The following is a 26,239-nucleotide window of genomic DNA, read 5'->3' as shown; positions in this document are numbered from 1 at the left end:
GGGACCTCTTGCTGTTCTACCGTCCGCTCGGCCCCACGGCCCGACCGCGTAGGGCCGCATGCACGGCGCGCACGGCCAGCTCGGCGAGCAGCACCGTGGACGCGGTGCCCGGGTTCACTGGCCACTGCGTCGCATCGAGCGGCACGGTCCCGAAAACGCTGCGTGCCCAGGGCAGGTGGACGGCGGCGACCCGCACGGCCAGTACCCCGGCCAGGCACAGCCACAGCGTCCGGTTGCGCAGCTGGTCGCGTCCCAGCGGCGGGCCGTCGTCCGCGCGGGCGCCCAGCGAGTCGAACAGCTGGTACAGGACGAACATGGTGAACGCCATGGTCAGGGCGGTGTCCGCGCCGACACGCGGCCGGGCCAGGGCCAGCAGGGTGACGGTTCCTACGGCCATGACCGCGCCGGCCCGGCCGATGGCGGACAGCCTCCGGGCGTCCGCAATGCGCTCGCCCGGGTCGCGCGGCGGGTGCCGCAGGACGTCGTCGCGGGCGGGGTCGACGGCCAGGGCCATCGCGGGCGGACCATCCATGATGATGTTGATCCACAGCAGCTGGGCCGCCGTCAGCGGGGCGGGGAGCCCGGCGAGTGAGGCTCCCAACAGGGTGGGGATAGCACCAATGTTGGTGGCCAGCTGGAAGCGGACGAACTTGACGATGTTCGCGTAGACGGCACGGACGATCGTGGAGAAGTCGCCGTCGGTGAGGACCATGTCGGCGGCTTCCTTGGCCACGTCCGTGCCGGTGCGGCCCATGGCCACCCCGATGTGGGCGGCTCGCAGCGCCGCCGCGTCGTTCACGCCGTCGCCGGTCATGGCGACGATGTGCCCGCGGCTGTACAGCGCCCGCACGATCGCGACCTTGTCAGGGGGCCGTTCACGATGGTGCGCAGGGCCGAGCCGTCCGGGTCCCAGGGCGGCACGCCGGGCGGAACGTGCGCAGACGGCCACGCGAGGGCGTGCGCCAGCCGCAGTCCCGTTCCGCGTCGCTCGGCCTCAAGTGCCGTGGTATCCACCGCGACCAGCCTCGCCGCCGAACCGTCGACTCCCACCACAACCGGACCGTTGAGGGCAACCCTCCCGTCTGCGGCCTTCCGGGGTCCGGCCTCTCGGGCGAGGGCGGGCTCCGCTGCCCCCTCCGGCCCCGCTCCAACGGCCGCGGGTCCACGGCGACATCGCGCGGCGGGGACCGTGCCCGGCGCATCGGCCGGGCGGCCCCACCTCACCTTCGAAAGCCGGCGTGCGTCGGACGGCATCAGGCCGCAGTGGGCCATGCGGGCCTCAACTGCGCACCGTCAGGCCCTCCCCCGTTGGTCGTGCGACGTCCAGCCTGGAGGTGGGAGGCACTTGCGCGGCATCCGTCGCGCCGAGACCGGAGGTGCGCCATGGCCGGACCTGTCGTCGTCGGATTCGACGGCTCCCCCGCGAGCGTGACAGCAGCGTGGTGGGCGGCTGGCGAAGCCGTGCATCGCCACCTGCCCGTCCTCCTTCTGCATTCGTGGACCACCCAGCCGCTCGACGTGCCCATCGCGCAGGAAGCCTTCGGTAAGCAGTGCTATGGAGGACGGGTGCTGCAGCGGATGGAGGCCGAGCTGCTGCACCGTTACGGCGGACTCTCCCTGGTCACGGCAGTGGTCTCGGACCCCGCGTCGAAGGCCCTCGTGGACGCGGGTGACAGCGCGACGATGCTGGTGGTCGGTTCCCGTGGCCACGGGACGATGGCTGGCTTCCTGCTCGGCTCGGTCAGCCTGCACGTCCTGGGTCTGGCCCGGTGCCCCGCCGTGACCGTGCGGGCGGACGATCCCGCCGTGGAGGACGGCTGGGGTCACCCGGCAGCGGCCGACCGGCAGGAGATCGTCGTCGGCGTCCAGGAATCCGGGCCGGCCGCCGACCCGCTGCTTGAGTTCGCCTTCACCGCGGCCGACCTGCGCGGAGCCCGGGTGCGCGCGGTCCGGGCGCTGCCGCTGTCGTCGCTGGTGACGCATCCGCACGCCGGCCGTCCCAACGAGGGCTACGAGGCGGACGAACGCGCGCGGCTCACCGCCGCAGTCGCACCGTGGCAAGCGAAGTTCCCCGACGTCGACGTCGTGGACCACGTCGCCCGGGGTTCCGCGGCACAGATTCTCCTTGCGGCCTCCGCGCACAGCATGCTCACCATCGTGGGCCGACGCCGTCATCCCCCGCCGCTCACCGGGAAGCTCGGCTCCGTCGCGCACGCGGCCCTGCACCACGTGCCGTGCCCCGTCGCCGTCGTACCGCACGACTGAGCCGCACCGGCCGCCCGAGCGAGGCTTGTCATGAAACGTGTCACTGTCACCGCAGGGAAACAGCTGTGCCGGCTCTCCACGGCGCTGTTCGTGGCGCCGAGGCTCGAACCCGTCCTGCTGACCGTGACAGCGGCCGCACTCGTCGCGGGCGGCTCCGGCCTGCTCGCCGGCGCTCCGGGGCTCGCCGACCTGTGCTGGGATCTCGACACGGTCGCCGCCGTGGGCCCGACGGTCGGCAGGGTGCCGGCCGGCCTCCGGCGCTGCCACGCCGGCGTCGGCCTGATCGCGGTACTCGCGCTCGGCGGCACGCTGCTCGTGGGCGAGTACCTGGCCGGAGCACTCATCGCGCCGATGCTCGCCACCGGCCGCACCCTCGAGGCGGCAGCGCAGCGGCGCGCCTCCCGCGATCTGCGGGCCCTGCTGGAGCGCGCGCGCCGCACCGCACGGCTGCTCACCGACGCCGGGGTGCACACGGTGCCGTCGGCCGAATTCGCCGTCGGAGACCTCCTCGTCGCATGTCGGAGGAGCCCGGCGAGGGGTGCGGCCGGCACGGTGGCCGGGCGGCGGAGGCCCTCATCCACCGCTTCGCCGCGGAACACGACGGCCTGTGGGACGTCCTCGACGCCGTGCGCTACGCCGCAGACCGCCTGTCGGACGGAGCGGGTCCTCGGTCCCCCGCCGCGGTGGGCGAGGTGCACCGGCTGCTCACCGAGCGCCTGCTGCCGCACGAGTACGCCGAGGAACACCAGTGGTATCCCGCGCTCGCCCCGAGTCTCGGGGCCCCGAGGCGACCGCCACCATGAGCCGCACGCCCGCGGAGATCGAACGACTCGCCCGGCGCATCGCCACCCAGGTGACATTGGCCGGCCGCGACGGATCCCTGTCGCCGGAGCAGCTCGACGACCTGCGGGCCTGCCTGTACGGCCTGCACACCGTGTTGCGCCTGCACTTCACGCAGGAGGAGGAGAGCCACTTCTCCCTCGCACCCTGAGGGCCCCTGCGGACCACGCTCATCGAGGAGACGACATGACCGATCCCCCGCGAAACCCGGACACCGCACGGCCGGTCCTCGACTGCGCCCACCTCGTCCGGCGGTTCGGCGACCGCATCGCCGTCGACGACGTGAGCCTGCGGATCGCGCCGGGCGAGACGTACGGGCTACTCGGCCCCAACGGCGCCGGCAAGACGACCACGATCCGGATGGTCTGCGGGCTGTTGCACCCCGACGCCGGTACCGTGTGCGTGGCGGACCGTCCCGTGGGCACAGCGGCCGGGCCCGCCAAGCAGCTGATCGGCTTCGTCCCGCAGGACGTGGCGCTCTACCCGGACCTGAGCGTCCGCGAGAACCTCCGCTTCTTCGGCCGGCTGTACCGGCTGCCGCGCCGTCGGCTCGAGCGCCGCGTCGACGAGGTGCTGGACCTCATCGACCTGGTGGCCCGCGCGGGCGACCGCGTCGACTCGCTGTCGGGCGGCATGCGCCGACGCCTCAACATCGGTGCCGGCCTGGTGCACTCACCGACCCTGCTGGTGTTGGACGAGCCCACAGTGGGCGTCGACCCGCAGAGCCGGCACGCGATCCTCGAGAGCATCACCCGGTTCGGCGAGGAGGGCATGGCCGTTCTCTACACCACGCACTACATGGAGGAGGCCGAGCGCCTGTGCGACCGGGTCGGCATCATCGACCGCGGCCGCCTGGTCGCCGAGGGCAGCCCGCGCGAATTGGTACGGCTGGTGGCCGAGCGCGACCGGGTCCGGCTCACCGCCGTCGGGGGCCTGTCGGCGTACGCGGAGACCTGCCGTCGCCTCCCCCGTGTCGAGGGTGTCGCCCGCGGCGGTGACCACGGCGACGTGGTCGAGCTGGTCGTCAAGGACGCTCGGAGCCTGCTGCCGGACCTGCTCGACCTCGCCCACCAGCAGGCCGTCGACATCCGCAGCGTGGAGATCGACGAGCCCGACCTGGAGGCGGTCTTCCTCCACCTGACCGGCACCGCCCTGAGGGAGTGAGCCGTCGTGCGTGTCGTCCTCGCCATCGCCGCCAAGGACTTGCGGCAGCGGCTGCGCGACCGGTCCGCCTGGGTGATCGTGTTCCTGGCGCCGGTGCTGATCTCCGCTCTGATGGCCCTGGCGTTCAACAACAACGACGAGTTCCGCGCGAGCCTCGGCATCGTGGACCTGGACCGGGGTCCGGCCGCCGCCGGGCTCACCCAGGTGCTGAAGAGCCGGGAGCTTCGAGGCACGGTCCAGGTGCGGTCGTACGACGCCGAGGCCGCTGCCCGGCGGGCGGTGGACGCGGGCGACGTGCATGCCGCGATCGTCCTGCCGAAGGGGTTCACCGAGTCGCTGCACGGCGGCAGCGCCGCGCCGGTGCGGGTCCTGGACAGCGTCGACTACGGCCTGCAGGCGCAGCTCGCCCGGGCCGTCAGCGAGTCGTACGTCGCCCAGGTCAACGCCGACCGGCTGTCGGTCGTCACGGCCGTGTCCGCGGGCGCCCCGCAGAGCGGCATCCCTCGACTGGCCGCCAAGGCGGCCCTGTTGCGGCTGCCGGAACAGGTGCGGGCACAAGGGCTGCCCGACGACCCGCTGAAGGTGATCAGCTACTTCGGGCCCAGCATGGGCATGTTCTTCGTGCTGTTCACGGTCGGTTTCGGAGCGCGCGGCTACTTCATCGAACAGCAACAGGGCACCCTCGACCGGATCGCCGCGGCACCCGTGGGGCGGGGTGCGCTACTGATCGGCAAGTCGGTCTCGACGTTCGTCTACAGCCTGGCCGGTCTCGCCACCGTGACGCTGGTGTCGTGGCTCGCCTTCGACGCCACCTGGGCCGACCCGCTCGGGGTCGCGGCGCTCAGTGTGGCCATGGCGGTGTGCGTGGTGAGCCTGACCGCGCTGGTCATCGCGCTCGTGCGAACCGAACAGCAGGCCCAGGGGCTCTCCTCGATCCTGGTCTTCGCGCTCGTCCTGCTCGGCGGCAACTTCGTCTTCGCCTCCGGTACGACGCCGCTGATCCGCCGCCTCGCCCTGTTCACGCCCAACGGCTGGGCCCTGCGCGGGTTCACCGACCTGGGCACCGGCGTACGCGGCTGGGACGCCGTCGGCCCGCCGCTGCTCGGCATCGCCGCGTTCTCGGCGGCCGTGATCGCGGTGACGGCTCTGCTCCTTCGGCTGAGGAGGACGCCATGACCGCGCTGGCCGTGACGCGGGCCACCCTCGCGCGTGTGCTGCGCGACCGCACCGCGCTGTTCTTCATGGTGCTGCTCCCGGTCGCCATCATCGTCGTCATCGGCGTCACCGTCAGCGGCTTCGACGAGTTCCGGATCGGGCTCGTCCCGGCCTCTCAAGCGGGCCCGATCGCACGGGAGTTGACTGCGGACATCCAGGACGCGCCAGGGCTACGGACCCGCATCTACGACGCTGCGACCGACGCGCGCACCGCGCTGCGCCGGGCCGAGCTGGACGCGGTCGTCCTCGTTCCTTCCGGGCTCGACGCGGACGTACGGGCCGGACACTCCGTCACCGTGCGGATCCTGGTGGAGCCGTCGGGCAGTGCCGGGCACTCGGCCGTGACCTCGGTGTCGGCCGTGGTGGCCGAGCACGCGGCACGCCTGCAGGCCGCCCACTTCGCCCGAGACGAAACCGGCGGCTCCTTCGACGGCGCCCTCGCGCTCGCCCACAACGCGGAGCAAGCCTCGTCCCCCGTCGCCGTACGCGCCGAGACCGTCAACGGCCGGAGCGACTACCTGCCGCTGGGCTACGGCTACAGCACGCCGACCATGCTGGTGCTGTTCGTGTTCATCAACGCCCTGGCGGGCGGTGCGGCAATCGTGCAGACCCGCCGGACCGGTGTGTACACGCGGGCGCTCGCGGCACCGGTCGCCGCCCGCACCCTGGTGTTCGGGGAGACGGTCGCCTATCTGGCGCTGGCCGTCCTGCAGTCCCTGCTGATCATCGGCATCGGGGCGTTGGCCTTCGACGTCTCCTGGGGCGATCCGCTCGCCGCCGGGGTCCTGGTCGCCGTGTGGGCGCTGGTCGGTACCGGCGCCGGGGTGCTGGCCGGGGCCGTGTTCCGCACGCCGGAGCAGGTGCACGCGATCGGCCCGGCCCTCGGCATCGGGATGGGCATGCTGGGCGGCTGCATGTGGCCACTGGCCCTCGTTCCCGGCTGGCTGCGTGCGGCAGGTCACGCAGTGCCGCACGCCTGGGCCGTCGACGCGTGGACGACACTGCTGTCCCGGGACGGGGACCTGCCCTCGATCATGCGGGACCTGGCCGTCCTCGCAGGCTTCGCCGTGGTGCTCCTCACCTGCGCGTCGCTGGCCCTGCGGCACCGCCTGACCACCAGTCCCGGAGAGTGACCGACCGGCCCCCGCCTCGGGCCGGTCGGCCCGTGATGACGGCAACTTGCCTGCGGTGTACTGGAGTTGAGGACAAGTCTGCGCTGCTGCAGGAGAGGAGAACGACCATGATGACACCTCGTGCCGTCCGCCGTGTCGCGCTGGGCGGCGTGGTGCTGGCGCTCGCGGCGTCGGCGCCTGCGGCCGCGACCGGCGGCCGTACGGACGCCGGGGCCAGCGTCGCCGCGACGACCGCACCGGCCCGCAAGGGCAGTCCGCGCTCCGCCGTCGACCGGGTCGCCGATTTCTACGGCGCCTACGTCGACGTCCTGTACGACTCCGGTCGCAACGGGCTGGCCAACGCTCTGCGCGCCCATTACCTGACCGTCGGCCTGCGCGCGAACCTGGCGCGGTGGGAGAGCGCCCACCACAAGGACGGCGTACTGCGCGCCAAGGGCGCGCCGATCGCCTGGGAGGTCGTCTACAACGACAGCGGGACGGGGCACTGCTGGACCAGGGTCACGCTCACCTGGCAGGACTCCGGTGACCGGGTCCGGCGCACCCACCTGATGATCCAGTCCGACCTCGAGTCGCAGCTGATCTCCGGTATCCGCGCCGACGGTTGACACCGCGTCGGACGGGCCCGCCGAATCCTGTCGGCCACCGGAAGCACCGGCCGGCCCATCCCGAGTCGGGTGTGGTCGGTCCATGAGCGCGGTTGCCCCTCTACCCGGCGTTCAACGTGGTGACTGGCCCCAGCTCTTCGGATGATGCTCCGCTTCTCACGGTCCGGCCCGCTCCGCGCCCGCCCGCACGGCGTGGGCCGATCGGACCCGGAACCGTGCGCGACCCGGCTCGTGGTCCGGGGTCGATGTCCTCATGACGGCGCGTTCTGCCTCGGGCCGGGATTCATGGGTATCCGGGGTGCCGGACATCACCGGCATTCCGCGGATCAACCGGCAGGAGGCGGCGATCACGAGGCGGATACGGGAAACCCGTCGCCCCAGGACTCCGCGGCAGCCGGATCCCCCCGGGATCTGCGCACGCCTTCGGGCCGGCCCCACCAGAGCGGGTGCGTCGGTGGTCTCCAGGACGGCGCCTATGGGGCTGACGGCGGCTGTGGCGGGTGCGTCGCGGTGGGTGTCGACTCCTAAGACGCCGTCGATGTGTTCTGCGAGCATGGTCACGCGGTTGTTCTCCTCCGGGCGGAGGGGCCGTGGTCGGCGTCGGCCTGGGCGGAGTCACCACGTGGCGGAACTGTGATGAGTCACGCCGGAAGACGGACAAGCTGAACGGACGAGCGCCCGTTCTCCGGAGTCCACCGTCCGGCCGTGCCAGGGTTCCCGTCCGGGTGCGGCGTCCCTGTCTCCCGGATCCGGAGGACGATGGGACGGGAGCTGGGCGGTCTCACCGCCGTATCGGGGCGGTGTCCGCATGAGGAAACTGCCCGTGCGTTTCGAGGACCGTACGGATGCCGCGCGCCGGCCGGCCCGGCGTCTGGAGTACCTGCGCCGCCAGGACGTCGTGGCGCTCGGACAGCCGCGGGACGGGGTGCCCGTGGCCTTCGAGGTGGCGCGGGAGCTCCACGCCCCGCTGCACGTCCTGGTGGTGCGCAAGCTGGGCGTGCCCTGGCAGCCCGAGCCGGCTTTCGATGCCGTCGGGGGGAACGGGGTGCGCCTGCTCAAAGACGACGTGATCGAGCTGACCCGGCTGGGCCCGGCCCGACAGCGGACGGTGGAGCGGACGCAGCGGGCCGCCTTGGAACGCCTGGTGGCCCGCTACTGGCGCAACCGTTCACCCGTCCCCGTGGCCAGGCGGACCGGTCGTGGTGGTGGACGACGGGCTGGCCACCGGCGCCACCGCCGAGGCCGCGTGCCGGGTCGTGCGTGGTCAGGGCGTGGTCCGGACCGGGCTTGCCGTGCCGGTCGGACCGGAGCGGACGCTGATCCGTCTGCACCGGGCGGCCGACCGGCTGGTTTGTCTGCAGCACCACGCTTCTTCGGCTCGGTCGGCTCCTGGTACCACGACTTCGCGCAGGTCGGCGCCGCAGAGGTCACCGACCTGCTGGCTCGGGCCGCTCGCCCCGCACGGCCCTCTGCGTCACCGTCCGCCGCCGATCCCCCGCCCGCGAACCGGGAGATCGAGGTGCCCCCCCGGGGCGCGTTCGGCTGGCCGCACGGTTCTACTGCCCGACGCGGCACCGCCCGTCGTGGCGTTCGCGCACGGCAGCGGCAGCAGCAGCCACAGGCCCGCAACCGGGAGAGCACTTTCGGGCCGCACCGTCGTCGTGCCGGTCCGGATCGCCGACCGCGATGATCGCGATACGGGTGGAGAGAGTCATGGCTCCTCTCCCTCCACTGCGTGCGTCTCCACCCTCGACGGAACCGAGCGTTCCGGTCGCTGGGCCGAAGGGACTCGGAAAGAGCCCCCCGGCCCAGCAACCGGCCGGCCCGGGCATACGTGTGCGCGGCCGGCGTACCGGCCGCGCACACGGGGTGCGGCTGAGCGCCCACCCGCACTCAGCCGTACCGCACCGGGATGGTCTTCGTGCCCGTCTTCGTCTCGGGCACCGGGATCGTGACGGTCAGGACACCGTCCCTGTACTCGGCAGTGGCCTCGTCGCCCTTGGCCCCGGCCGGCAGCCGGACGGAGCGGGCGAAGGTCCCGTAGTGGAACTCCGTGCGGTGCTTCTGCGTCGTCTCCCCACTGCGCTCCGCCCGTAGGGTCAGAACGCTTTCCGTGACGGTGATTTCGACATCCTTGGCGGGGTCGATGCCCGGGAGCTCCGCCCGCAGCACGTAGTTCTCGTCCGCCAGGTGCTCTTCGATGCGGATGCCGTGCAGTCCGGGGACCGTATGCGCCCCGGGGAAGCCGGACTCGACCCAGCCGAACAGGTCGGGCAGGGTCGGCCAGCCCGGCAGCCGCTCGATCATGCCAGTCATGTCTCCCTCCTCCTCTTCTTCTTGGCCACTTCCAGCGTCCCCCGCCGACGCGGGACGCGCGTGGGCCGACCGGACCCGTACCGGGCCCGGTCGGCCCCTGGCACCCCAACGCCCCGTCGGTGCCTGCTGGTTGGGGCTCCGTCTCATGCCGCGCCGCCGACTGCCGATGGCGGCGCAGTCGTCTCGCCCTCCGGCAGGTCCGGGTCGGGGTCCGGACGCCGACGCGACCCCATGAGCGCGCAGTCCACGTCCACGACGCCCTCGACGGCACGCACCAGCCGTGCGGCGACGGGCACGAGGGGGGGCGGTGACCCTTCCGGTGAGCTTCACGACGCCTTCGCGCACCTCGACCCCGATCGGTTCGGCCGGGCGGGGAACAGGTGGGGGCGACGACGGTGCGGGTCGTCACATCGCTCACGATGTGCGGAGTGCCGTGCATGGCGTCCTCCCATGTGCTCGTGTCGCACGGCGTGCTCGTCTGGCGCGACACCTTCAGCGTCGGGCACGCGCCCGCCGTCGGCATAGGCCGAGCAGCCCGGTACAGGGTTCCGGTGGACTCTCATTGAGCTGCTGGTCCGACCCGGCGCGAGCAGCGACAGGGGGCCGTCCGGCCCGTTTCCCAGGCCACGCAGCCCCTGCCCGGGCGGGTGTCTTCGCCGAGACGCTGGTGGTGCAGAGGTCCGCCGAGAGATGGGCGGACATCGATCCGGGGAGGTGGTGGCCGTGCTTCGCCCCGTTGTCGTAGGTCTGGACGGTTCACGTGAGAGCCTCGCTGCCGCCGAGTGGGCGGCCGGGGAGGCATTGCTGCGCGGACTGCCGCTGCGTCTTGTGCACGCGTGGGAGGGCCTGCCTTCCGACGCGTCCCAGCTGCCCGAACTCGAAGCGCCGCACTACTGGGCGCGGCGGATCCTGCGCGGGGCCATGGACCAGCTCAACGAGCGCCACCCGCAGGTCTATCTCAGTGCCGAGCAGATCGCCCGCCCCGCGGCGGACGCACTCGTCGAGGCGGGTGCGGAGGCCGAGCTTCTGGTCCTGGGCAGCCGGGCGTTCAGCGGGCTCGGCGGCTTCATGGCCGGCTCGGTGGCGCTCGCGACGGTGGCTCGGGTGACCCGGCCCGTCGTGCTCGTACGGGCCGGCCGGACCGCCGAGGACGACCATCTGCCGAACGACGAGGGGCGACCGTCGGTGCACACTCCGTACCGCGACGTGGTCGTCGGTGTGGACACCGCCCATCCGTGCGGGGAGCTCATCGCATTCGCCTTCGAGAGCGCGTCGATGCGCTCCGCGCCGCTGCTGGTCGTGCACGCATGGCACGTTCCCTACGCTCCGGCCGCGGAGGCCGCCGCGATGAGCCTCGCCGCGCAGCGGACCGCCGAACAGGAGTTGGCCCGCGCTCTCCAGCCATGGCGGCAGAAGTACCCGACGGTGGAGGTCCGGACGCTGGTGGAGCACGAGCGCCCGGCACAGCAGTTGTTGCATGCCGCGCAGGACGCCGGCCTGCTGGTCGTCGGCCGCAGGAGCCGTCCTGCCAGGCTCGGCGCGCGCACCGGGCCGGTCGCGCACGCGGTGATGCACCACGTCCGCTGCCCGGTCGTGATCGTCCCGCACGACTGACCCACCGGAGACACCCCAGGGGGAAGGGATGGTGCCGTGTTCCAGGTTCGCATCCACGGCCGTGGCGGCCAGGGCGCGGTCACGGCCACGGAATTGTTGTCGGTGGCGCGTTCATGGAGGACCGCCACACGCAGGCGTTCCCGAGCTTCGGATCGGAACGGACGGGGGCACCGGTCGTGTCATTCTGCCGGATCGACGACTGGCCGATCCAGGTGCGCGAGCCCGTCACCCGGCCCGATGCGCTGCTGGTCCAGCATCCCACGCTGCTACACCAGGTGAACTCTTCGAAGGGTTGCGGCCCGGCGGCGGATCAGTGCTGATCAACTCGCCGCGCCCCGTGGGCGACCTGGGCCTCGCGGATCTCGCGAGCCATGCTCTCACGGTCCCGGCCACCGCACTCGCCATACGCCACTTCGGCCGACCCGTGCCGAACGCCGTCCTGCTGGGCGGCCTGGCCGCGCGGCTGCTCGACGGGCACACCGTGGTCGCCGGGCTCGGCGGGCCGGCGATCTCGAAGGAGTCGCTGCACCGGCTGTTCGACGACGCGATCGCCGGGCGGCTCGGGGAGCTGACCTTCCACAGCCCGGGTTCCCGGCCGCGGCCTCGGCCGCACCTGATGAACCACCCGCGCACGGCCCGCCGCGGCAACACGCTCTCCGCCGGCGCCGTGGCCGGGATCGCCGCCACGGTGTGGCGTCCGGTCGGTGACGACGTACCCGCAGACGACGTTCATCGCGCCGAACGCCATGGCCGCGAAAGCGAGGATGTGGCCGAGCCAGGTGTGCAGCTCGGCCGCGATCAGCTTCGCGCCGATGACGACGATGCCGGGCACGGAGTTCGAGCCGGACATCAGGGGTGTGTGCAGGGTCGCGGGGACCTTGCTGATGACCTCGACGCTCAGCACGAGACGGTGATCGCGGTGAGAGATCGAGGTTGTTCATGAGGAGGCTGCTCCCGTGGCGCGGCCGTGATCTCGTCGCCCGGGTCGAGGACGAGTTCGCCGTCCCGCACGGGGTGACGCAGGAGCGCAACGAGGTTGCGGGCGTAGGCCGTCGACGACGCGGTCGCCATCGCGGACGGCAGGCGTCCGGCGCCGATGACGGTGACGCCCCTGTCCAGGACGGTCGTCTTGTCAGGATCGGATCCCTCGACGGTGCCGCCGAGTTCGCTCGCGGCGAGGTCGACGACCACCGAGCCGGGCTTCATCCCCTCGACGACGGCGGCGGTGTCCAGCAACGGCGGCTTGCGGCCCGGAACTTGGGCCGCGGTGATCACGACGTCGGTGTACGGGTCTTCTCGCCCGAGCCGGGGCCCGTGAGCCCTTCGGTCTCCTCCGGCAGGAGCCTGGCTCCATGGCCACGACGAGCACGTCGTACGCCAGCCGGCCGCCGACGGCGAAGTGCACGGTCCGTTCGTCCAGGTCCACCCGGTCCATCCCTGCCCTCCGGTATTCGATCCCGTCGTGGAGCTGACGTGGCCGGGACCGGACCAGTGCGTGCGGTTGAGCCGGCCCGAAGGGCACGAACAGCGGCCCGGGCTGATAGACGTGGTCGTCGTCCTGGTCGACGACCGTGATCCAGCAGTCGGCCTCGTCGTACGTCTGGCGCGACCTGTTCGCCGTCAGGGTGCCATCGGTGCCGCTTCCCAGAATCACGATGTGGTTGCCCATGACCCCACTCTCGTACGGGAGACGAGGAGGGGTCAGGGGTCAGGTATCCCCCATCCGGTAGCGGGGTATATCTGGTGGCGGCCCGTCCGCGGGCGCGGAAGGCCGCACAAAGCCGGGGCACCGCCGCGTCGTTGCGGCGGTGCCCCGGTCCGGGACGCTGAGGTCACAGAAGCCAGCGGTTGCGGCTGACGAACGGCAGCCGCGCCCAGGCCCTGCCCAGCCCCCAGGTGGCACCGGCGCCCACGGCCGCCAGGGCGATCAGGACGACGGCGTAGACGAGGTGGTAGTCGGCGAACGGATTGGTCGACATGCTCAACGAGCCATCGGACAAGTGCTTGGCGGGCGGCCACTCGGCGATCCACATCAACGCCATCATGGCGCTACCGGCCACCGCCGCGAGCCGCAGCGCGATCCCGCTCACCAGCGCCAGGCCGATGCCGAGCAGACCGAGCATGAACAGCCAGTCCGCCCAGCCGGCACCCGCCCAGTCGTGGAACGTCGACTCCATCGGCCCGGCGGCGACCGAACTGAGGAAACCCTTGGTCGGCGAACCGCCGTCGATCCAGCCCTTACCGGACGGGGTCGCGTAACCGAAGCCGAACGTCTTGTCCAGGAACGCCCACAGGAAGACGAACCCGGTCAGCACACGCAGCCCGGCGAGGACGTGTGCGCTGGTGGCCGTGAGTGCGACGGCGTTGGTCTCGTCGGCGGGCCGCTGAGTTGTCGTCGGCCTGCGCATCGACGGGAGGTGGAACCGCACATGCCGGTGCGGTTGATCGTGGACTGCCATGGTGCTCATCCCTTTCCAGGGGCGACACGGGGGTTGTTGACGACTCTCGTTGCCTCTTCAATGTCTCGCTTCGACAGCCGGCGTCGGAGGGGCTGCGCGGCCCACGGTCCAGGGCCGAACGTCCCTGCGGCGAAGGCCTGTTCAGCTGCCGTGGTGATCCGGGTCAGCCGGTCGGCACGACGACCACCGGGCAGTGCGAACGGTGCAGCAGGGTGTGTGCGACGGGACCCAGGCGCGAGCCGAGGCGGTCCGCGCGGCGGTGGGCACCGACGACGACTCCGGCTTCACGGGTGGCCTCCAGCAGCGCATGCGCCGGCCCCGTGCGGACCGTGCGCGTGTCGACGCCGACCGCCGGGTGCTTCTCCCGCAGCTCGGCCAGGGTGAAGCGGGGCTCGGCCGCCTCGGTGGCGTCGCATCGGGCAAGTTCCCGCGGTCGGATCCGGTCGGGGTGGGCATGCCAGGGGCCCACCACTCATGTTCTGGCGAGCAGTTGAAGGTGGAATGGGGTCATCGGTCACGCCCCTGCCTGAGAGCGACCCCGGCTCACCGTGTGCGATCACATGGGGCCGCCCGTCACCCGTCACCCGTCACCCGTCACCCGTCCGCACAGGGACCGACCGGCCCTTCCGTCACGCCCGACACCCCGCTCTGCTCTGTCTATGGCCGAAACCCACACCAGGCCCACGACCTGCCACACGGAACACGTCGTCGGCGGCACGACTTTGGTGGTCGAGGTGCACGGCGAGATCGACATCCTCACGGCGTCGCCGCTTCCGGCGCGCCTCGACACCCTGAGCGTCGGCCCGTGCCCCGACCTGGTGCTCGACCTGCGCCCCGTGACCTTCATCGACTGCAGCAAACTACGGCTGCCGTGCCGGGCGAGGAACCGGGTGCTGGCCCGGCAGGGCAGGCTGCGGCTGGTCGCCGACACCAGCCGCAGCCTGCACGTACTGCCGAGCACCTGCCTGGCCGGCGTCTTCGAGATCCACCCCGGCCTGCCCCGGCTCTCTCCATTGCTCCCCACGAGGACGCCGTCTGCACGGGGACGAACTGACCGGAGCCGCCCGCCCCCCCGACGGGAACGGGCTATCGGTTCGGCCTCTCCGCGTCCAGTACCGCCTGCGGGGCGCGCCGCGGGGTGGCGGGGCCCTCCCGGCCGTAGCCGAGGCGGATCAGCATCTGCGCGTGACCGGTGTGGTCGGGTTCCGGGCTCAGGAAGCGGCGCAGGTCGGGCCATTCCATCGGCTGGTGCAGCAGGGACGCACGCAGTCCGAGGGCCGTGGCCACCAGCAGGACGTGCTCGAGTGCCTCTCCTGCGCGCAGCCAGTCCGTGCGACGGTCGTGCTCGGTCCTGAGCAGGGCGACGGCCGGGGCGGTCTCGAAGTCCTGGGCCGACAGCCGCCCGGGGTGCCGTGCGGCGGTGAAGTCCCGCATGGGAATGCGTTCGCGCGCGTCCTGCGGGCCGAGCGCCGTCTGCGGGAGGCCGGCGTCGAACGGATCGTCCGACTCCCGGTGCACCCAGCGGCGGCTCTCCGTGCCGCGGTCGGCGTCGGCGCGATTGCGGTGCTCGGCCTCCTCGGTCACGCGCAGCAGACGTACCGTCTCGGCGACCTCGGGGAAGGTCAGTGAGGCGCCTTCCGTGTGGGCGGCGTCGGCGAGTTCGGCGCGTGCCTGCGCCGGCAGTGGTGTGCCGGAGAACGGGAAGCGACTGCTGTGCCTGCGCCAGATCGCCGAGTAGAGATCGCCACGGCATTCGGCGGTGTGCAGGCTCTTTGATCCCGCGGGCCGGACGGTGGCGAGCAGGCCGGGCTCTTCGGGGCGGGGCAGCAGCCGCACGACGGGCGACCAGCCGAAGTGGGACACCGCGACGCGGAGATTGAAGACGGACGCGCCCACCGACAGATGGAGCGCCCGTCCGACCGGATCCGCATGACGCAGGCTCCGCTGCGGTGCCGCGCGCACCTCGAAGGCGGGGATATCGGGGTCCAGCCTGAAGCGCCAGGGCTGGGTGTTGAAGAACGAGGGCGCAGCCACGGCGGCCGCGATGCAGGCTTCCAGGGTCTCGGCGTCGAGAGGCACGGATCGCATGGTGCCCTCCTCCCACACGGGTTTCGGAACAGGTACCGACGTCCTACGAGAATGGGCGCACGACAGCGTCCGGGTGAGGGGCCGATGGTCCCTGGCGGGTGGCCGGTCAGGGACCGTCGATGACGGAAGTGGTGAGAACGGAGAGCACGCCGGTCCGCGGGCGGACACCTGCGGTGCCCCACGGGCTGCGACGGCCGGGGCTGAACGGCCCATCCCACTTCCGCACTTGGTTCCGGTCGGCCCCCACGGCTCCCCCTGTCCGGCCCATGCCGCGACGCGCGGGCGGCTGTCACCTTGCTCGAAACGACCACGACGAGGAGGTGCGGCCCGATGGGTACAGGCAGGCGAACGAAGAGGTTGCTTTGGCGGTGGCGGGCCAACCGGCTGCGCAGGCGCGCCGACGTTCTCGAGGCGTGGCTCGTGCTGGCCGTCTGGACGCTCATCGCGGTGGGCGGAACCCTCGCCGGTGTGCTGACAGCCCGGGCCGCGGACGACGTCTTCGCGCAGCAACGCGCCGAGCGCACCCCCGTACGGGCCGTACTCCTCACGGACGCGCCGAGAGCCGACGTGGAGAGCTATCGGGCGCTGGTGCAGGTCCGCTGGACCAGCGCGGGCGGGTCCACCCACACCGGCAGGACCCTGGTGGACGGCGGGCGCAAGGCCGGATCCACGGTGGTGCTCTGGACGAACACGCAGGGGAACCTCACCACCCGACCGCCGAGCCGCACGGATGCGGCCATCGAGGCGGGATTCCTGGGAGCCGCGTCCGCGCTCGCTGTTACCGGTGTGGCGTTCGGTGCCGGGGGCGCCGCACGCTTGTGGCTGGACCGGCGGCGTATCGACGAGTGGGGCAAGGAGTGGGATCTGGTCGGTCCGCAGTGGGGTCACAAGACGGGCTGACGGCTCGGCGGAGCCCTGCTCACCGCCGCCGCACACGTTCCTCCTGCGGGACGCGGGTGTCTCCCGCCGCGCCGGTGGCATGGAATCACCGCCCAGGCGCGAGCGGCTTCGTCGCTCTTGAGCTGCGAGGACCGGGCCTGTTTGCCGCCGGCGTGGACGAAGCAGTCCAGAAAACCGGTGTGCCGCTCCGTCTCCACCGGCAGCGAGGCGATCGGCACGTTCGGCAGCATCCGCTCCAGCTCGGCGTGCAGCTCCTCGGCCCCGGACGGGATGTCCTCCGTTGTCAGCGGGGAGATGACCGGCTCCCCGTCATCGTTCAGCCGGACCGGCCAGCGGCAGCGCCTCCGAGGCGTCGGGGCTCTTGCCTACCAGACGGCAGAACTCCACGCGGTGCGGCTCCCACCGGGCGGGAGTGAACAGGCAGGCGGCCGGGTTGTCGTGGCGCCATGAGCCCGGCGCAAACACGTCCCCGCTGCGCAAACCGTCGCGCAGGGCGAGCAGGGTCCGCAGCTCCCAGTAGTGCCGGTACGCGGTCGCATCCCCACTCGCCGCGGCCTCATCGAGGTAGCCCTGCCACCGGGACGGCACGAACACGGTGGGAGCACCGTCGGGGACGTTGCGGGCACCGGTGGCGTCCAGCTCCCGCAGAATCCCCAACACCTCGGTCAGCGGCTTCGCGTCCGTGCCGCCCGCGAACCGCACCGCCTCCAGGACTTTCGGCGCGAACTGGACTAGAACGATGCCGTGGTTGCCCCCGCACGCCACCCGGTGGCGGCGGTGATTGGGGGTTCAGCACGGGGAAGGCGTGGTTGACGATTCCCTACGGTGATCTGCGTGGCGCACAGGGCGGTCAGAACGGCGTGGGCTGCAACCAGTCCCCCGTCCCGGTCACGGCCCCGCTGGAGTGGAGGTCGGTCATCGGCGTGTCACCAGCAGCCGGTTCCTTCGCGCCGGTGTCGGCCTCGGCGGGGCTGGCGCAGCAGGTGCTGCCATGCCGCTTGGTCGTGTGTCGGCGTGGGTCGTGACGACGTACGCCTCCCAGGGTTCATGTCGAACCGTGGACCCAGACCTTGTCCCGGAGGATGTAGCAGCAGTCGGTGCTTTTTGCACCAGAGTGCGTTTTGTCCCGGGAATCAAGATTGATGGTGATTCAGAGGACAATCATGCTTGGGCTGTTGGGGACAGGATGCCGGCCGAGGGACGAGTGACGGCAGGTGTCTTGCGCGAATCCGTGGGCCGTTCGGCCCCTGCAGATCGCACCGCCGTCCGTGCACTGTATGAGGTATGAGGACCCACGGACGAATCGTCGTCATCGGTGTCGGCAACGACTTCCGGCACGACGACGGCGTGGGCTGGGCCGTGCTGGCACAGCTGCGGGAGCGGGTCCGTGAACGGCCGCTGCCGCCCGGCACCGTGCTCGCGACCTGCGACGGTGACCCCGCGCGGTTGATCGGCCTGTGGGAGGGAGCCGCCCTCGCCGTGGTCGTGGATGCCGCCCACGCACATCCCGGCACCCCCGGGCGCGTGCACCGCCTCGCGCTCGACGCCGGGACCGTCACCCGTCCGTCAAGCACCAGTTCGCACGGGCTGGGGCTGGGCGAGGCCGTTGAACTCGCCCGTGTACTGGGCCTGTTGCCCGATCAGCTCGTCGTGTACGCCGTGGAAGGCGCCGAGACCTCGTTCGGTCGCGGTCTCTCCCCCGCAGTCGCCGCGGCCGTGGACACGCTCGCCGACACCGTCGAGACCGAGGTCGCACGGCACTGGGACACCATGGTCGGGAGGCCCGCATGACCACCCGGCACTTCCACGTCGACGGCGTCGTCCAAGGCGTAGGCTTCCGGCCGTTCGTGTACCGCACGGCGGCGGAGCTGGGTCTGGACGGCTGGGTGGCCAACGTCAACGGACATGTCGAGGGCGAGGTGTGTGGACCGCCCCGGGCGATCGAGGAGTTCGCGGCCCGGCTGCGCACCGACGCCCCGACGCTGGCCCGGGTGCGCCGGGTGCTGCTGGCCGAGAGCAACCGATCTGCGTACAGGCGCGGTTTCGAGGTCCGCCACAGCGCACCCGACGACGCGGGCACGGCGGTGCGCGAGGTGCCGCCGGACGCGGCGATCTGCGACGCCTGCCTGCACGAACTGAACGATCCACGCGACCGGCGGCACCGCTACCCGTTCATCAACTGCACGGACTGCGGCCCGCGCGCCACGATCATCGAGGACCTGCCGTACGACCGGGTCCGCACGACGATGCGCCGCTTCCCGTTGTGCACCGCCTGCGCCGCCGAGTACGCCGACCCCGGCAACCGGCGCTTTCACGCCGAGCCCGTCGCCTGTCCAGCCTGTGGGCCGCGGCTCGCCTGGGAGGACCTGCGCGGCGAGGAGGCACTGCAAGCGGCGGTCGAGGCAGTCGGCGCGGGCCGGATCGTCGCGGTCAAAGGGCTCGGCGGCTACCAACTGGTGTGCGATGCCACGGATGCGCGGGCGGTGGCCGAGCTGCGGCTCCGCAAGCACCGTCTGGCGAAACCGTTCGCCGTGATGGTCCGCGACGTCGCGGCGGCGATGCGGCTGGCCCGTGTCGGGGCCACGGAGCTGGACGCCCTGGCCTCCCCCGAGCGGCCCGTGGTGCTGCTGGCGCGCCGGCCATCGCGGGCTGCCCCACCACTCGCTCCCGAGGTGCACCCCGGGCTGCGGCGCGTCGGGCTGTTCCTGCCCACCACGGGCCTGCATCACCTCCTGCTCGACGCCTTGGCCCGGCCGCTGGTGGTTACCAGCGGCAACCTCAGCGACGAGCCGATCGCCGTGCACGACTCCGACGCCCGCGCGACTCTGGCCGGTGTCGCGGACGGCTTCCTCACCCACGACCGTCCGATCCGCTCCCGCTACGACGACTCGGTGGTGCAGTTCGCCGGCCGGATCCGCATCACTGTCCGCCGGGCCCGCGGGCTGGCCCCCGCCGCGCTGCCGCTCGCCGCCCACCGGCCGCTCGCCGGCGTCGGCGCCCACCTCAAGCACACCGTGACCCTGGCCGCCGACGGCCGCGCCCACCTCGGACCGCACACGGGCGACCTGGCCGACCTGGCGACTCACGATGCGTTCCTGGCGTCGTACGACCATCTCAGGCACCTGACCGGGATCGAACCGCAGGTCCTGGCCCACGATCTGCATCCCGGCTACCTGTCGACGCAGTGGGCCCGCGCGCAGCCGCTGCCCCGCATCCCGGTGCAGCACCACCACGCGCACGTGGCCGCCTGCGCGGCCGAGCACGGGGTGCGTGGCCCTTTCCTCGGCATCGCCTACGACGGGCTGGGGCTGGGTGACGACGGCACCCTGTGGGGCGGGGAACTCCTTGTCGCCACGCTGACCGGGTACCGCCGCGTGGGCAGGTTCGCGACCGCCCCCCTGCCCGGCGGCGACGCAGCAGTGCGCCATCCTTCCCGCACGGCACTCGGCCATCTGCTGGGCACCGAGGCGCTCGGCTCACCACGCCCGTCCCCGTCCCTCGCCCGGGCCTTCACGGAACGGCTCGATCCGGGCGAGACGGCCGCCGTGCGCGCGATGGTCGCCCGGAACGTCAACTGCCCGCGCGCCTCCAGCGCCGGACGGCTCTTCGACGCTGCCGCCTCGCTGCTCGGCCTGACGGACCGGGTGAGTTACGAGGGTGAGGCGGCCGTCCTGCTGGAGGCGGCGGCCGGTGACGAGCACGCGGTTCCACTCGCCCACCGCGTGGTGCGCGTGGACGGAGTATGGGTGTACGACTCCGCGCCGACCCTGACGGACCTGCTTCGCCGACGGCTCGACGGCGAGCCCGTTGCCCGGCTGGCCGCGGCCTTTCATCTGACGCTGGCGGTCGTCACCGCCGATCTCGCCGCCCGGGCCGTGACCGACGGCGCGCCGCGCACGGTGTGCCTGGGCGGCGGCTGCTTCGTCAACCGGCGGCTGCTGACGGAGGTGAAGCGGCGATTGCAGGCCCAGGGTCTCAGGGTGCTGGTCGGCGGTCAGGTACCCGTCGGGGACGGCGGGATCAGCTACGGGCAGGCGGCGGTCGCCGCCGCACGTCTGGCCGGGGAGGAGTGAGTGCACATGTGCCTGGGCATCCCGGGACGCATCCTGGAGATCCACGACGACGCCGGGCTGCGGATGGCCACTGCCGACTTCGGCGGCGTACGGCGCGAGGTCTGCCTGAGCTGCACGCCCGAGGCGGATGTCGGGTCGTACGTCATCGTGCACGTCGGCTTCGCGATCACGCAGATCGACGAGGAGGAGGCCGGGCGGACCCTGCAGGTGCTGCGGGCGATGGCGGACGCGGTCGAGGGCGAGCTGGGCGAACCGCTGCCCTGAAGGTGCCGCGGATCCCGCCGGCCTCGCGGCAGGGTCCTTCAGCCCCTGCCATGCACACCCCGCACCAACCGAACCTGGCGGTGGAGGAGTACGCAGCCGCCCCGAACGAGGAGGATGTCATGACCGCCACCGCAGCCCCGGCCGTGCTCGACCGGGACGGCCTGGACGCCCTGGTCTCGGCCCTGGCGGCGCAGGGACGGACCGTCGTCGCACCGACCGTACGCGACGGCGCGATCGTGCTGGCCGAGCTGGACTCGGCGGATCTGCTGCCCTTCGGCTGGGGTGCCGAGCTGGACGCCGGACGCTACCGGCTGGTGCGCCGACAGGACGGGGCCGCCTTCGCACACAGTGCGGGCCCACAGTCATGGAAGACCTGGCTGCACCCGCAGCGGGAACGGTTGTGGAGCGCCGATCGAACCTCGGAGGGCGGCCTCGAGTTCACCCCCGGCATCCGCGAGGCGCCGTCGTACGCTTTCCTCGGGGTGCGCCCCTGCGACTTGCGGGCCATCGCGATCCAGGACCGCGTCCTGACCGCGGGACGGTACACGGACGGCGGCTACGGTGCGCGCCGCGAGCGTGCGCTGCTGATCGCCGCGGAGTGCACCGAGCCGGGCGCGACCTGCTTCTGCGTGTCCACCGGGGGCGGGCCCGCCGCCGACCCGGGCTACGACCTGGCGCTGACCGAGGTGATCGACGCCGACGGCCACCGCTTCCTGGTGCGGGTCGGCAGCGAGGAGGGCGCCCGGCTGCTTCAGCAGGTGCCGCACCGCGTGGCCGACCCGGTGACACAGGATGCCGCGCGCTCCTCGGTGAACGCCGCCCGCGACCGCATGGGCCGTTCGCTGCCGCCGGTCGACGTGCGCACGCTGCTGGGCGCAAGCCCGGAGGCGGTCCGCTGGGACGATGTCGCCGAGCGATGTCTGACCTGCGGCAACTGCACCATGGTGTGTCCCACCTGCTTCTGCACCACCACGGAGGAGGTCACCGATCTCACCGGTGACCACACCGAGCGCTGGCAGCGCTGGGACTCCTGCTTCGACCTGGACTTCTCCTACCTGCACGGCGGCCCGGTCCGCACCTCGGGCCGCAGCCGCTACCGGCAGTGGCTCACCCACAAACTCTCCACCTGGCACGACCAGTTCGGCACGTCCGGGTGCGTCGGCTGCGGCCGCTGCATCGCCTGGTGCCCGGCCGGCATCGACATCACCGAGGAAGTGGCCGCGCTGAACGACGAACACCGCGCCCACCACGGAACGGATGAGGAGCGATGACCCCCTCGATCGCCCTGCGCGTCAACCACGCCCTGCCCGCCGAGCATCGCGACCGCCTGCTGCATGTCGGCCGAGAGGCCGCGCTCCCGCAAGACACCCGCCTCTTCGAGGAGGGCGGCCGGGCCGACCGCTTCTGGATCGTCCGGGACGGCACCGTCGCCCTCGACCTGCATGTCCCCGGGCGCCGCGCCCCGATCGTGGAGACGCTGGGCACCGGCGACCTCGTCGGATGGTCCTGGCTGTTCGAGCCGTACATCTGGCAGTTCGGCGCACGGGCCCTGACGCCGGTGCGCGCCTACGAGTTCGACGCCGTCGCCGTGCGGCTGATGTGGGAGGACGACGCCGAGCTCGGCCGCGCGCTCGGTCACTGGGTCGGCCGGGTCCTGGCCCATCGGCTGCACGCTTCGCGCACCCGGCTGCTCGACCTGTACGGGCCCCACGGCGGCGGGGGTGCGCGATGACAGACGTCCCGGTGCCGCACCGGGTCGTCGCCCGCCGGCGCGAGACCGCGGACACCGTCACGCTGCACATCGAGCCGGTCGGCGCGGCGCTGGGCGACTTCGCACCGGGGCAGTTCGCGATGGTGCACTGCTTCGGCCGCGGCGAGATCCCCGTGTCGGTCAGTTCCGTGCAGTCCACCGGAGGCGTCGCGCACACGATCCGGGCGGTGGGCGCCGTCTCCGCCGGCCTGTGCGAGGCGCGGGTCGGCGACGTGCTCGGGGTGCGCGGACCGTACGGCACCGGCTGGGAGCTGCCGCGGGCGGGCGGGAAGGACGTGGTGGTGATCGCGGGCGGCATCGGGCTCGCGCCCCTGCGGCCGCTGATCCTGCGCGCGCTGGCCGAACCGGCGGCGTACCGCAGGGTCAACGTGTTGGTCGGGGCACGCACCCCGGACGATCTGATCGCCCGCCAGGAGACGCAGGGCTGGGCAACGGCGTTCACCGGCGTCACCGTCGACCGTCCCGACGAGGAGTGGCAGGGGGACGTGGGTCTGGTCACCGAACTGCTGGACCGGGCGTCCTTCGACCCCCCGGACACCTGGGCGTTCGTCTGCGGGCCCGAGCCGATGATCCGGGCCACGGCCCGTGACCTCGCCTTCCGCGGGGTGTCCCGGGAGCGGATCCGGGTCTCGCTGGAACGGAACATGCGGTGCGCGACCGGGCGCTGCGGACACTGCCAGCTGGGTCCGGTACTGCTGTGCCGGTCCGGGCCGGTCATCGACTGGGCCGCAGCCGAACCCCTGCTCTCGGTAAGGGAGTTGTGATATGACACCGAAGCTCGCGGTGTTCAAGCTGGCCTCTTGCGACGGCTGCCAGCTGACCCTGCTGGACTGCGAGGACGAGCTGCTGGCGCTGGCGGGCCGGGTGGAGATCTCGCACTTCCTGGAGGCATCCAGCGACGTGGCGCCCGGCCCGTACGACCTGACGCTCGTCGAGGGCTCGGTCACCACGGCCGAGGACGCCGAACGCGTCCGCGCGATCCGCGCCGCCTCCCGCCACCTGGTGACGATCGGCGCCTGTGCGACCGCCGGCGGCATCCAGGCCCTGCGGAACTTCGCGGACATCGACGAGTACCGTCGCACGGTCTACGCCCATCCCGAATACATCTCGACGCTCGCCGCCTCCACACCCGTGTCGACGCATGTGGACGTCGACTTCGAGCTGCGCGGCTGCCCGATCGACCGGCGGCAGCTGCTGGAAGTGATCACGGCGTTCCTGGCGGGCCGCAAGCCGGACGTACCGAACCACAGCGTCTGCTTCGAGTGCAAGCGGCGCGGCACGGTGTGCGTGACCGTCACCCACGGCACGCCCTGTCTGGGTCCGGTCACGCATGCCGGGTGCGGGGCGCTGTGCCCGGCCTACAGCCGCGGCTGCTTCGGCTGCTTCGGCCCGTCCGGGTCGGCGAATCTGCCCGCGTTGATCCCCCTGCTGCGCCGCGACGGCCTCGACGAGGACGCCGTCGGCCGCTTCCTGCACACCTTCAACGCCGCCGCTTTCGAAGAGGAGTTGCACCCGTGACCCACCGTGGATCCCGTGTGCTGCACGTCGGCTCGCTCTCCCGGGTCGAGGGCGAGGGCGCGCTGCGCCTGCACGTGCACGACGGCACGGTCACCGAGGCCCGGCTGGAGATCTACGAGCCTCCGCGCTTCTTCGAGGCGTTCCTGCGCGGCCGCTCGTACACCGAGCCGCCGGACATCACGGCCCGGGTGTGCGGGATCTGCCCGGTGGCATACCAGATGAGCGCCTGCGCGGCGATCGAGGACGCCTGCGGGGTGACGGTCGATCCGGTGATCCGGGACCTGCGCAGGCTGCTGTACTGCGGCGAGTGGATCGAGAGCCAGACCCTGCACATCCACCTGCTGCACGCGCCGGACTTCCTGGGCCGGTCGAGCGCGATCGACCTCGCGCGCACGCACCGGAACGAGGTCGAGCGCGGCCTACGGCTGAAGAAGGCCGGCAATGCGCTGATGGAGCTGATCGGCGGACGGGCCGTGCACCCGGTCAACGTGCGCCTGGGCGGCTTCCACCGGGCGCCTACGCGCGAGGAACTACGGCCGCTGGCGGAGGAGCTGAAGCGGGCGCTGGACGATGCGTGGGCGACCGTACGGTGGGTGGCCGGCTTCGAGTTCCCCGACGCCCGCACCGACGCCGACCTGCTGGCGCTCGCCGCCCCGCACTCCTACGCGATCGAGAGCGGCACCCCGACTGTGCTGCGCGCCGACGGCAGCACGGACTCCTTCCCGGTGCGGGACTTCACCCACCACGTCACCGAGACCCAGGTGGCTCACTCGACCGCGCTGCACTCCCGGCTCGACGGGCGGCTGCACCTCACCGGCTCCCTCGCCCGGTTCGCGATCGGCGGGCGCCGGCTCACGCCGGTGGCCCGGCAGGCCGCCGTCGAGGCCGGGCTGGGCGATCCCCGCGACGGTGCCGTGTGCCGCAACCCGTACCGGTCCATCCTGGTGCGGGCGGTGGAGACGGTGTACGCCGTCGACGAGGCGCTGCGGATCATCGGCTCCTACGAGCCGCCCGCCCGCCCGTACTCCGAGGTGCCGCCCCTCGCGGGAGTGGGCCACGGTGCCACCGAGGCGCCGCGTGGGATGCTCTACCACCGCTACGCGCTCGACGCCGAGGGCCTGGTCACCGACGCGCTGCTGGTGCCGCCCACCGCTCAGAACCAGGGAGCGATCGAGGACGATCTGCGGCGCCTGGCCCAGCAGGCCATCCATGACCACGACCCGGACGACGGCGAGTTGACGGCGCTGTGCGAACGGGCGATCCGCAACCACGACCCGTGCATCTCCTGCTCCACCCACTTCCTCGACCTGACGGTCGTCCGTACCTCAGGGGGTTGCGATGCCTGAAACTCCCTACACGGTCAGCGACGTGATGACGCAGAACGTCGTCGCCGTCGACAGCGAAGCGCCGTTCAAGGAGATCGTCGAGCTGCTCGACCGGTGGAAGGTCAGCGCCCTGCCGGTGCTGGCCGACGAGGGACTGCTCGTCGGGCTGGTATCCGAGGCGGACCTGCTGCCCAAGGAAGAGTTCCGCGACACCGGCGGTCCCGGCGACCCTGGCGATCCGCGGGACCCGGCGGACCGGGCCAAGGCGGGCGCGGTCACCGTCGGCGGACCGATGAGCTCGCCGGCCGTGACCGTGCACGCCGACGCCTCGCTCGCCGAGACGGCCCGCATCATGGCCCGCCGCCACGTCAAGCGGCTTCCCGTGGTGGACGCGGTCGGCCTGCTGCAGGGGATGGTCAGCCGCAGCGATCTACTGAAGGGCTTCCTGCACACCGACGGGGAGATCACCGCGGACGTCCCTGACCCAGCTGCCCGTCACCGTGCCCCTCTCCGTGTCCGCGGCCGAGGGTGTGGTCACGCTGAGCAGCTCGCTGCCCGACCGCACCCTGGTGCCCGTGATCGCGCGGGCGGTGCGGGCGACAGAGGGTGTCGTGGACGTCCGGCTCGAGCTCACCCACCGATGAAGGACCCTGCCGATGAACCACTTGGACGGCCGATGAGATACCTGG

26 protein-coding genes and 4 pseudogenes are annotated in these 26,239 nt (G+C 72.3%); 20 read left to right on the top strand and 10 right to left on the bottom strand.

Annotated elements, in window-relative coordinates; translation table 11 throughout:
• Positions 1–16: 16 nt before the first annotated feature.
• Positions 17–949 carry an HAD-IC family P-type ATPase gene (locus N8I87_RS41205; RefSeq protein ID WP_263216041.1) on the bottom strand — a complete coding sequence of 311 codons (933 nt, stop codon included), beginning with the start codon at positions 947–949 and terminating at the stop codon, positions 17–19.
• A 434-nt stretch (positions 950–1,383) separates the two neighbouring features.
• On the opposite strand from N8I87_RS41205, the gene N8I87_RS41200 reads away from it, so the two are divergent.
• The 6 genes and pseudogenes from N8I87_RS41200 (at position 1,384) to N8I87_RS41175 (ending at position 7,222) form a co-directional block, all read left to right on the top strand.
• On the top strand, positions 1,384–2,265 hold the full coding sequence (locus N8I87_RS41200; RefSeq protein ID WP_263216040.1) for a universal stress protein: 882 nt from the start codon (positions 1,384–1,386) through the stop codon (positions 2,263–2,265).
• Positions 2,266–2,825: 560 nt separating this feature from the next.
• A pseudogene (locus N8I87_RS41195) lies at positions 2,826–3,256 on the top strand (hemerythrin domain-containing protein); the annotation flags it as partial.
• Positions 3,257–3,291: 35 nt separating this feature from the next.
• Positions 3,292–4,269 carry an ABC transporter ATP-binding protein gene (locus N8I87_RS41190; protein ID WP_263216039.1) on the top strand — a complete coding sequence of 326 codons (978 nt, stop codon included), beginning with the start codon at positions 3,292–3,294 and terminating at the stop codon, positions 4,267–4,269.
• A 6-nt stretch (positions 4,270–4,275) separates the two neighbouring features.
• Positions 4,276–5,445 carry an ABC transporter permease gene (locus N8I87_RS41185; RefSeq protein WP_263216038.1) on the top strand — a complete coding sequence of 390 codons (1,170 nt, stop codon included), beginning with the start codon at positions 4,276–4,278 and terminating at the stop codon, positions 5,443–5,445.
• Positions 5,442–6,617, top strand: a complete 1,176-nt coding sequence (locus N8I87_RS41180; protein WP_263216036.1) for an ABC transporter permease — start codon at positions 5,442–5,444, stop codon at positions 6,615–6,617. The genes N8I87_RS41185 and N8I87_RS41180 overlap by 4 nt, the downstream gene beginning before the upstream one ends.
• Positions 6,618–6,724: 107 nt before the next feature.
• Complete coding sequence (locus N8I87_RS41175; protein WP_263216035.1) at positions 6,725–7,222, top strand: hypothetical protein; 498 nt, start codon at positions 6,725–6,727, stop codon at positions 7,220–7,222.
• Positions 7,223–7,378: 156 nt separating this feature from the next.
• Here the strand turns inward: N8I87_RS41175 and N8I87_RS41170 are convergent, their stop codons facing one another.
• Entirely contained in the window at positions 7,379–7,783 is a 405-nt protein-coding gene (locus N8I87_RS41170; protein ID WP_263216034.1) for a hypothetical protein, read from the bottom strand.
• Positions 7,784–8,045: 262 nt separating this feature from the next.
• On the opposite strand from N8I87_RS41170, the gene N8I87_RS44605 reads away from it, so the two are divergent.
• Positions 8,046–8,912 carry a phosphoribosyltransferase gene (locus tag N8I87_RS44605; RefSeq protein WP_411577351.1) on the top strand — a complete coding sequence of 289 codons (867 nt, stop codon included), beginning with the start codon at positions 8,046–8,048 and terminating at the stop codon, positions 8,910–8,912.
• Between the two features lie 203 nt (positions 8,913–9,115).
• Here N8I87_RS44605 and N8I87_RS41160 read toward each other — a convergent pair whose 3' ends face one another.
• Together N8I87_RS41160 and N8I87_RS41155 are read right to left on the bottom strand one after the other, a co-directional pair.
• Complete coding sequence (locus N8I87_RS41160; RefSeq protein WP_263216033.1) at positions 9,116–9,538, bottom strand: Hsp20/alpha crystallin family protein; 423 nt, start codon at positions 9,536–9,538, stop codon at positions 9,116–9,118.
• 143 nt (positions 9,539–9,681) lie between these two features.
• Positions 9,682–9,834 (bottom strand): hypothetical protein, encoded by a 153-nt coding sequence (locus tag N8I87_RS41155; protein ID WP_317633542.1) that lies wholly within the window; start codon positions 9,832–9,834, stop codon positions 9,682–9,684.
• A gap of 427 nt (positions 9,835–10,261) precedes the next feature.
• Here N8I87_RS41155 and N8I87_RS41150 point away from each other — a divergent pair, with 427 nt between their 5' ends.
• Positions 10,262–11,152, top strand: a complete 891-nt coding sequence (locus N8I87_RS41150; RefSeq protein ID WP_263216032.1) for a universal stress protein — start codon at positions 10,262–10,264, stop codon at positions 11,150–11,152.
• 113 nt (positions 11,153–11,265) lie between these two features.
• The gene (locus N8I87_RS41145) at positions 11,266–11,472 is read left to right on the top strand and encodes a 2-oxoacid:acceptor oxidoreductase family protein (protein WP_263216031.1); all 207 of its coding nucleotides are present in this window, start codon (positions 11,266–11,268) and stop codon (positions 11,470–11,472) included.
• Here N8I87_RS41145 and N8I87_RS41140 read toward each other — a convergent pair.
• From N8I87_RS41140 to N8I87_RS41125, 4 genes and pseudogenes are all read right to left on the bottom strand, one after another.
• Positions 11,463–12,056 (bottom strand): NAD(P) transhydrogenase subunit alpha, encoded by a 594-nt coding sequence (locus tag N8I87_RS41140; protein WP_263216030.1) that lies wholly within the window; start codon positions 12,054–12,056, stop codon positions 11,463–11,465. The two genes, N8I87_RS41145 and N8I87_RS41140, sit on opposite strands and share 10 nt — an antisense overlap.
• Entirely contained in the window at positions 12,050–12,427 is a 378-nt protein-coding gene (locus tag N8I87_RS41135; RefSeq protein WP_263216029.1) for a Rossmann-fold NAD(P)-binding domain-containing protein, read from the bottom strand. Before N8I87_RS41135 ends, N8I87_RS41140 begins: the two co-directional genes overlap by 7 nt.
• Before the next feature lie 557 nt (positions 12,428–12,984).
• Positions 12,985–13,611 carry a hypothetical protein gene (locus tag N8I87_RS41130; RefSeq protein WP_263216027.1) on the bottom strand — a complete coding sequence of 209 codons (627 nt, stop codon included), beginning with the start codon at positions 13,609–13,611 and terminating at the stop codon, positions 12,985–12,987.
• 163 nt (positions 13,612–13,774) lie between these two features.
• Positions 13,775–14,035 (bottom strand): annotated as a pseudogene (locus N8I87_RS41125) (universal stress protein); the annotation flags it as partial.
• A 136-nt stretch (positions 14,036–14,171) separates the two neighbouring features.
• On the opposite strand from N8I87_RS41125, the pseudogene N8I87_RS44600 reads away from it, so the two are divergent.
• A pseudogene (locus tag N8I87_RS44600) lies at positions 14,172–14,588 on the top strand (STAS domain-containing protein); the annotation flags it as partial.
• 109 nt (positions 14,589–14,697) lie between these two features.
• On the opposite strand, the gene N8I87_RS41120 reads toward N8I87_RS44600, so the two are convergent.
• Positions 14,698–15,699 carry an Acg family FMN-binding oxidoreductase gene (locus N8I87_RS41120; RefSeq protein WP_263216025.1) on the bottom strand — a complete coding sequence of 334 codons (1,002 nt, stop codon included), beginning with the start codon at positions 15,697–15,699 and terminating at the stop codon, positions 14,698–14,700.
• Positions 15,700–16,029: 330 nt separating this feature from the next.
• Here N8I87_RS41120 and N8I87_RS41115 point away from each other — a divergent pair, with 330 nt between their 5' ends.
• Positions 16,030–16,599, top strand: coding sequence for an Rv1733c family protein (locus tag N8I87_RS41115; protein WP_263216024.1), 570 nt, complete (start codon positions 16,030–16,032; stop codon positions 16,597–16,599).
• 309 nt (positions 16,600–16,908) lie between these two features.
• Here the strand turns inward: N8I87_RS41115 and N8I87_RS41110 are convergent, their stop codons facing one another.
• Entirely contained in the window at positions 16,909–17,301 is a 393-nt protein-coding gene (locus N8I87_RS41110; RefSeq protein WP_263216023.1) for a hypothetical protein, read from the bottom strand.
• Between the two features lie 582 nt (positions 17,302–17,883).
• Here N8I87_RS41110 and N8I87_RS41105 point away from each other — a divergent pair.
• The 9 genes and pseudogenes from N8I87_RS41105 to N8I87_RS41065 all read left to right on the top strand — a co-directional run bounded on the left by N8I87_RS41105 (position 17,884) and on the right by N8I87_RS41065 (position 26,194).
• Entirely contained in the window at positions 17,884–18,390 is a 507-nt protein-coding gene (locus N8I87_RS41105; RefSeq protein WP_263216022.1) for a hydrogenase maturation protease, read from the top strand.
• Positions 18,387–20,672 (top strand): carbamoyltransferase HypF, encoded by a 2,286-nt coding sequence (hypF, locus tag N8I87_RS41100; RefSeq protein WP_263216021.1) that lies wholly within the window; start codon positions 18,387–18,389, stop codon positions 20,670–20,672. The genes N8I87_RS41105 and hypF overlap by 4 nt, the downstream gene beginning before the upstream one ends.
• A 6-nt stretch (positions 20,673–20,678) precedes the next feature.
• Positions 20,679–20,936 carry a HypC/HybG/HupF family hydrogenase formation chaperone gene (locus N8I87_RS41095; protein WP_263216020.1) on the top strand — a complete coding sequence of 86 codons (258 nt, stop codon included), beginning with the start codon at positions 20,679–20,681 and terminating at the stop codon, positions 20,934–20,936.
• 119 nt (positions 20,937–21,055) lie between these two features.
• Complete coding sequence (locus tag N8I87_RS41090) at positions 21,056–22,207, top strand: 4Fe-4S dicluster domain-containing protein (RefSeq protein WP_263216019.1); 1,152 nt, start codon at positions 21,056–21,058, stop codon at positions 22,205–22,207.
• Positions 22,204–22,668 (top strand): cyclic nucleotide-binding domain-containing protein, encoded by a 465-nt coding sequence (locus tag N8I87_RS41085; protein WP_263216018.1) that lies wholly within the window; start codon positions 22,204–22,206, stop codon positions 22,666–22,668. The genes N8I87_RS41090 and N8I87_RS41085 overlap by 4 nt, the downstream gene beginning before the upstream one ends.
• Positions 22,665–23,471 carry an FAD/NAD(P)-binding protein gene (locus N8I87_RS41080; RefSeq protein ID WP_263216017.1) on the top strand — a complete coding sequence of 269 codons (807 nt, stop codon included), beginning with the start codon at positions 22,665–22,667 and terminating at the stop codon, positions 23,469–23,471. The genes N8I87_RS41085 and N8I87_RS41080 overlap by 4 nt, the downstream gene beginning before the upstream one ends.
• A gap of 1 nt (position 23,472) precedes the next feature.
• Positions 23,473–24,225 carry an NADH-quinone oxidoreductase subunit B family protein gene (locus N8I87_RS41075; protein WP_263216016.1) on the top strand — a complete coding sequence of 251 codons (753 nt, stop codon included), beginning with the start codon at positions 23,473–23,475 and terminating at the stop codon, positions 24,223–24,225.
• Positions 24,222–25,571 carry a Ni/Fe hydrogenase subunit alpha gene (locus tag N8I87_RS41070; protein ID WP_263216015.1) on the top strand — a complete coding sequence of 450 codons (1,350 nt, stop codon included), beginning with the start codon at positions 24,222–24,224 and terminating at the stop codon, positions 25,569–25,571. Before N8I87_RS41075 ends, N8I87_RS41070 begins: the two co-directional genes overlap by 4 nt.
• A pseudogene (locus N8I87_RS41065) lies at positions 25,564–26,194 on the top strand (CBS domain-containing protein). The gene N8I87_RS41070 and the pseudogene N8I87_RS41065 overlap by 8 nt, the downstream one beginning before the upstream one ends.
• Positions 26,195–26,239: the final 45 nt, after the last annotated feature.

The sequence above is a fragment of the Streptomyces sp. HUAS 15-9 genome (assembly GCF_025642155.1).
In the GTDB taxonomy this organism is placed as follows: domain Bacteria; phylum Actinomycetota; class Actinomycetes; order Streptomycetales; family Streptomycetaceae; genus Streptomyces.
Note: the sequence above shows the minus strand (reverse complement) of the source record. Positions and strands in the feature narration are given on the sequence as shown.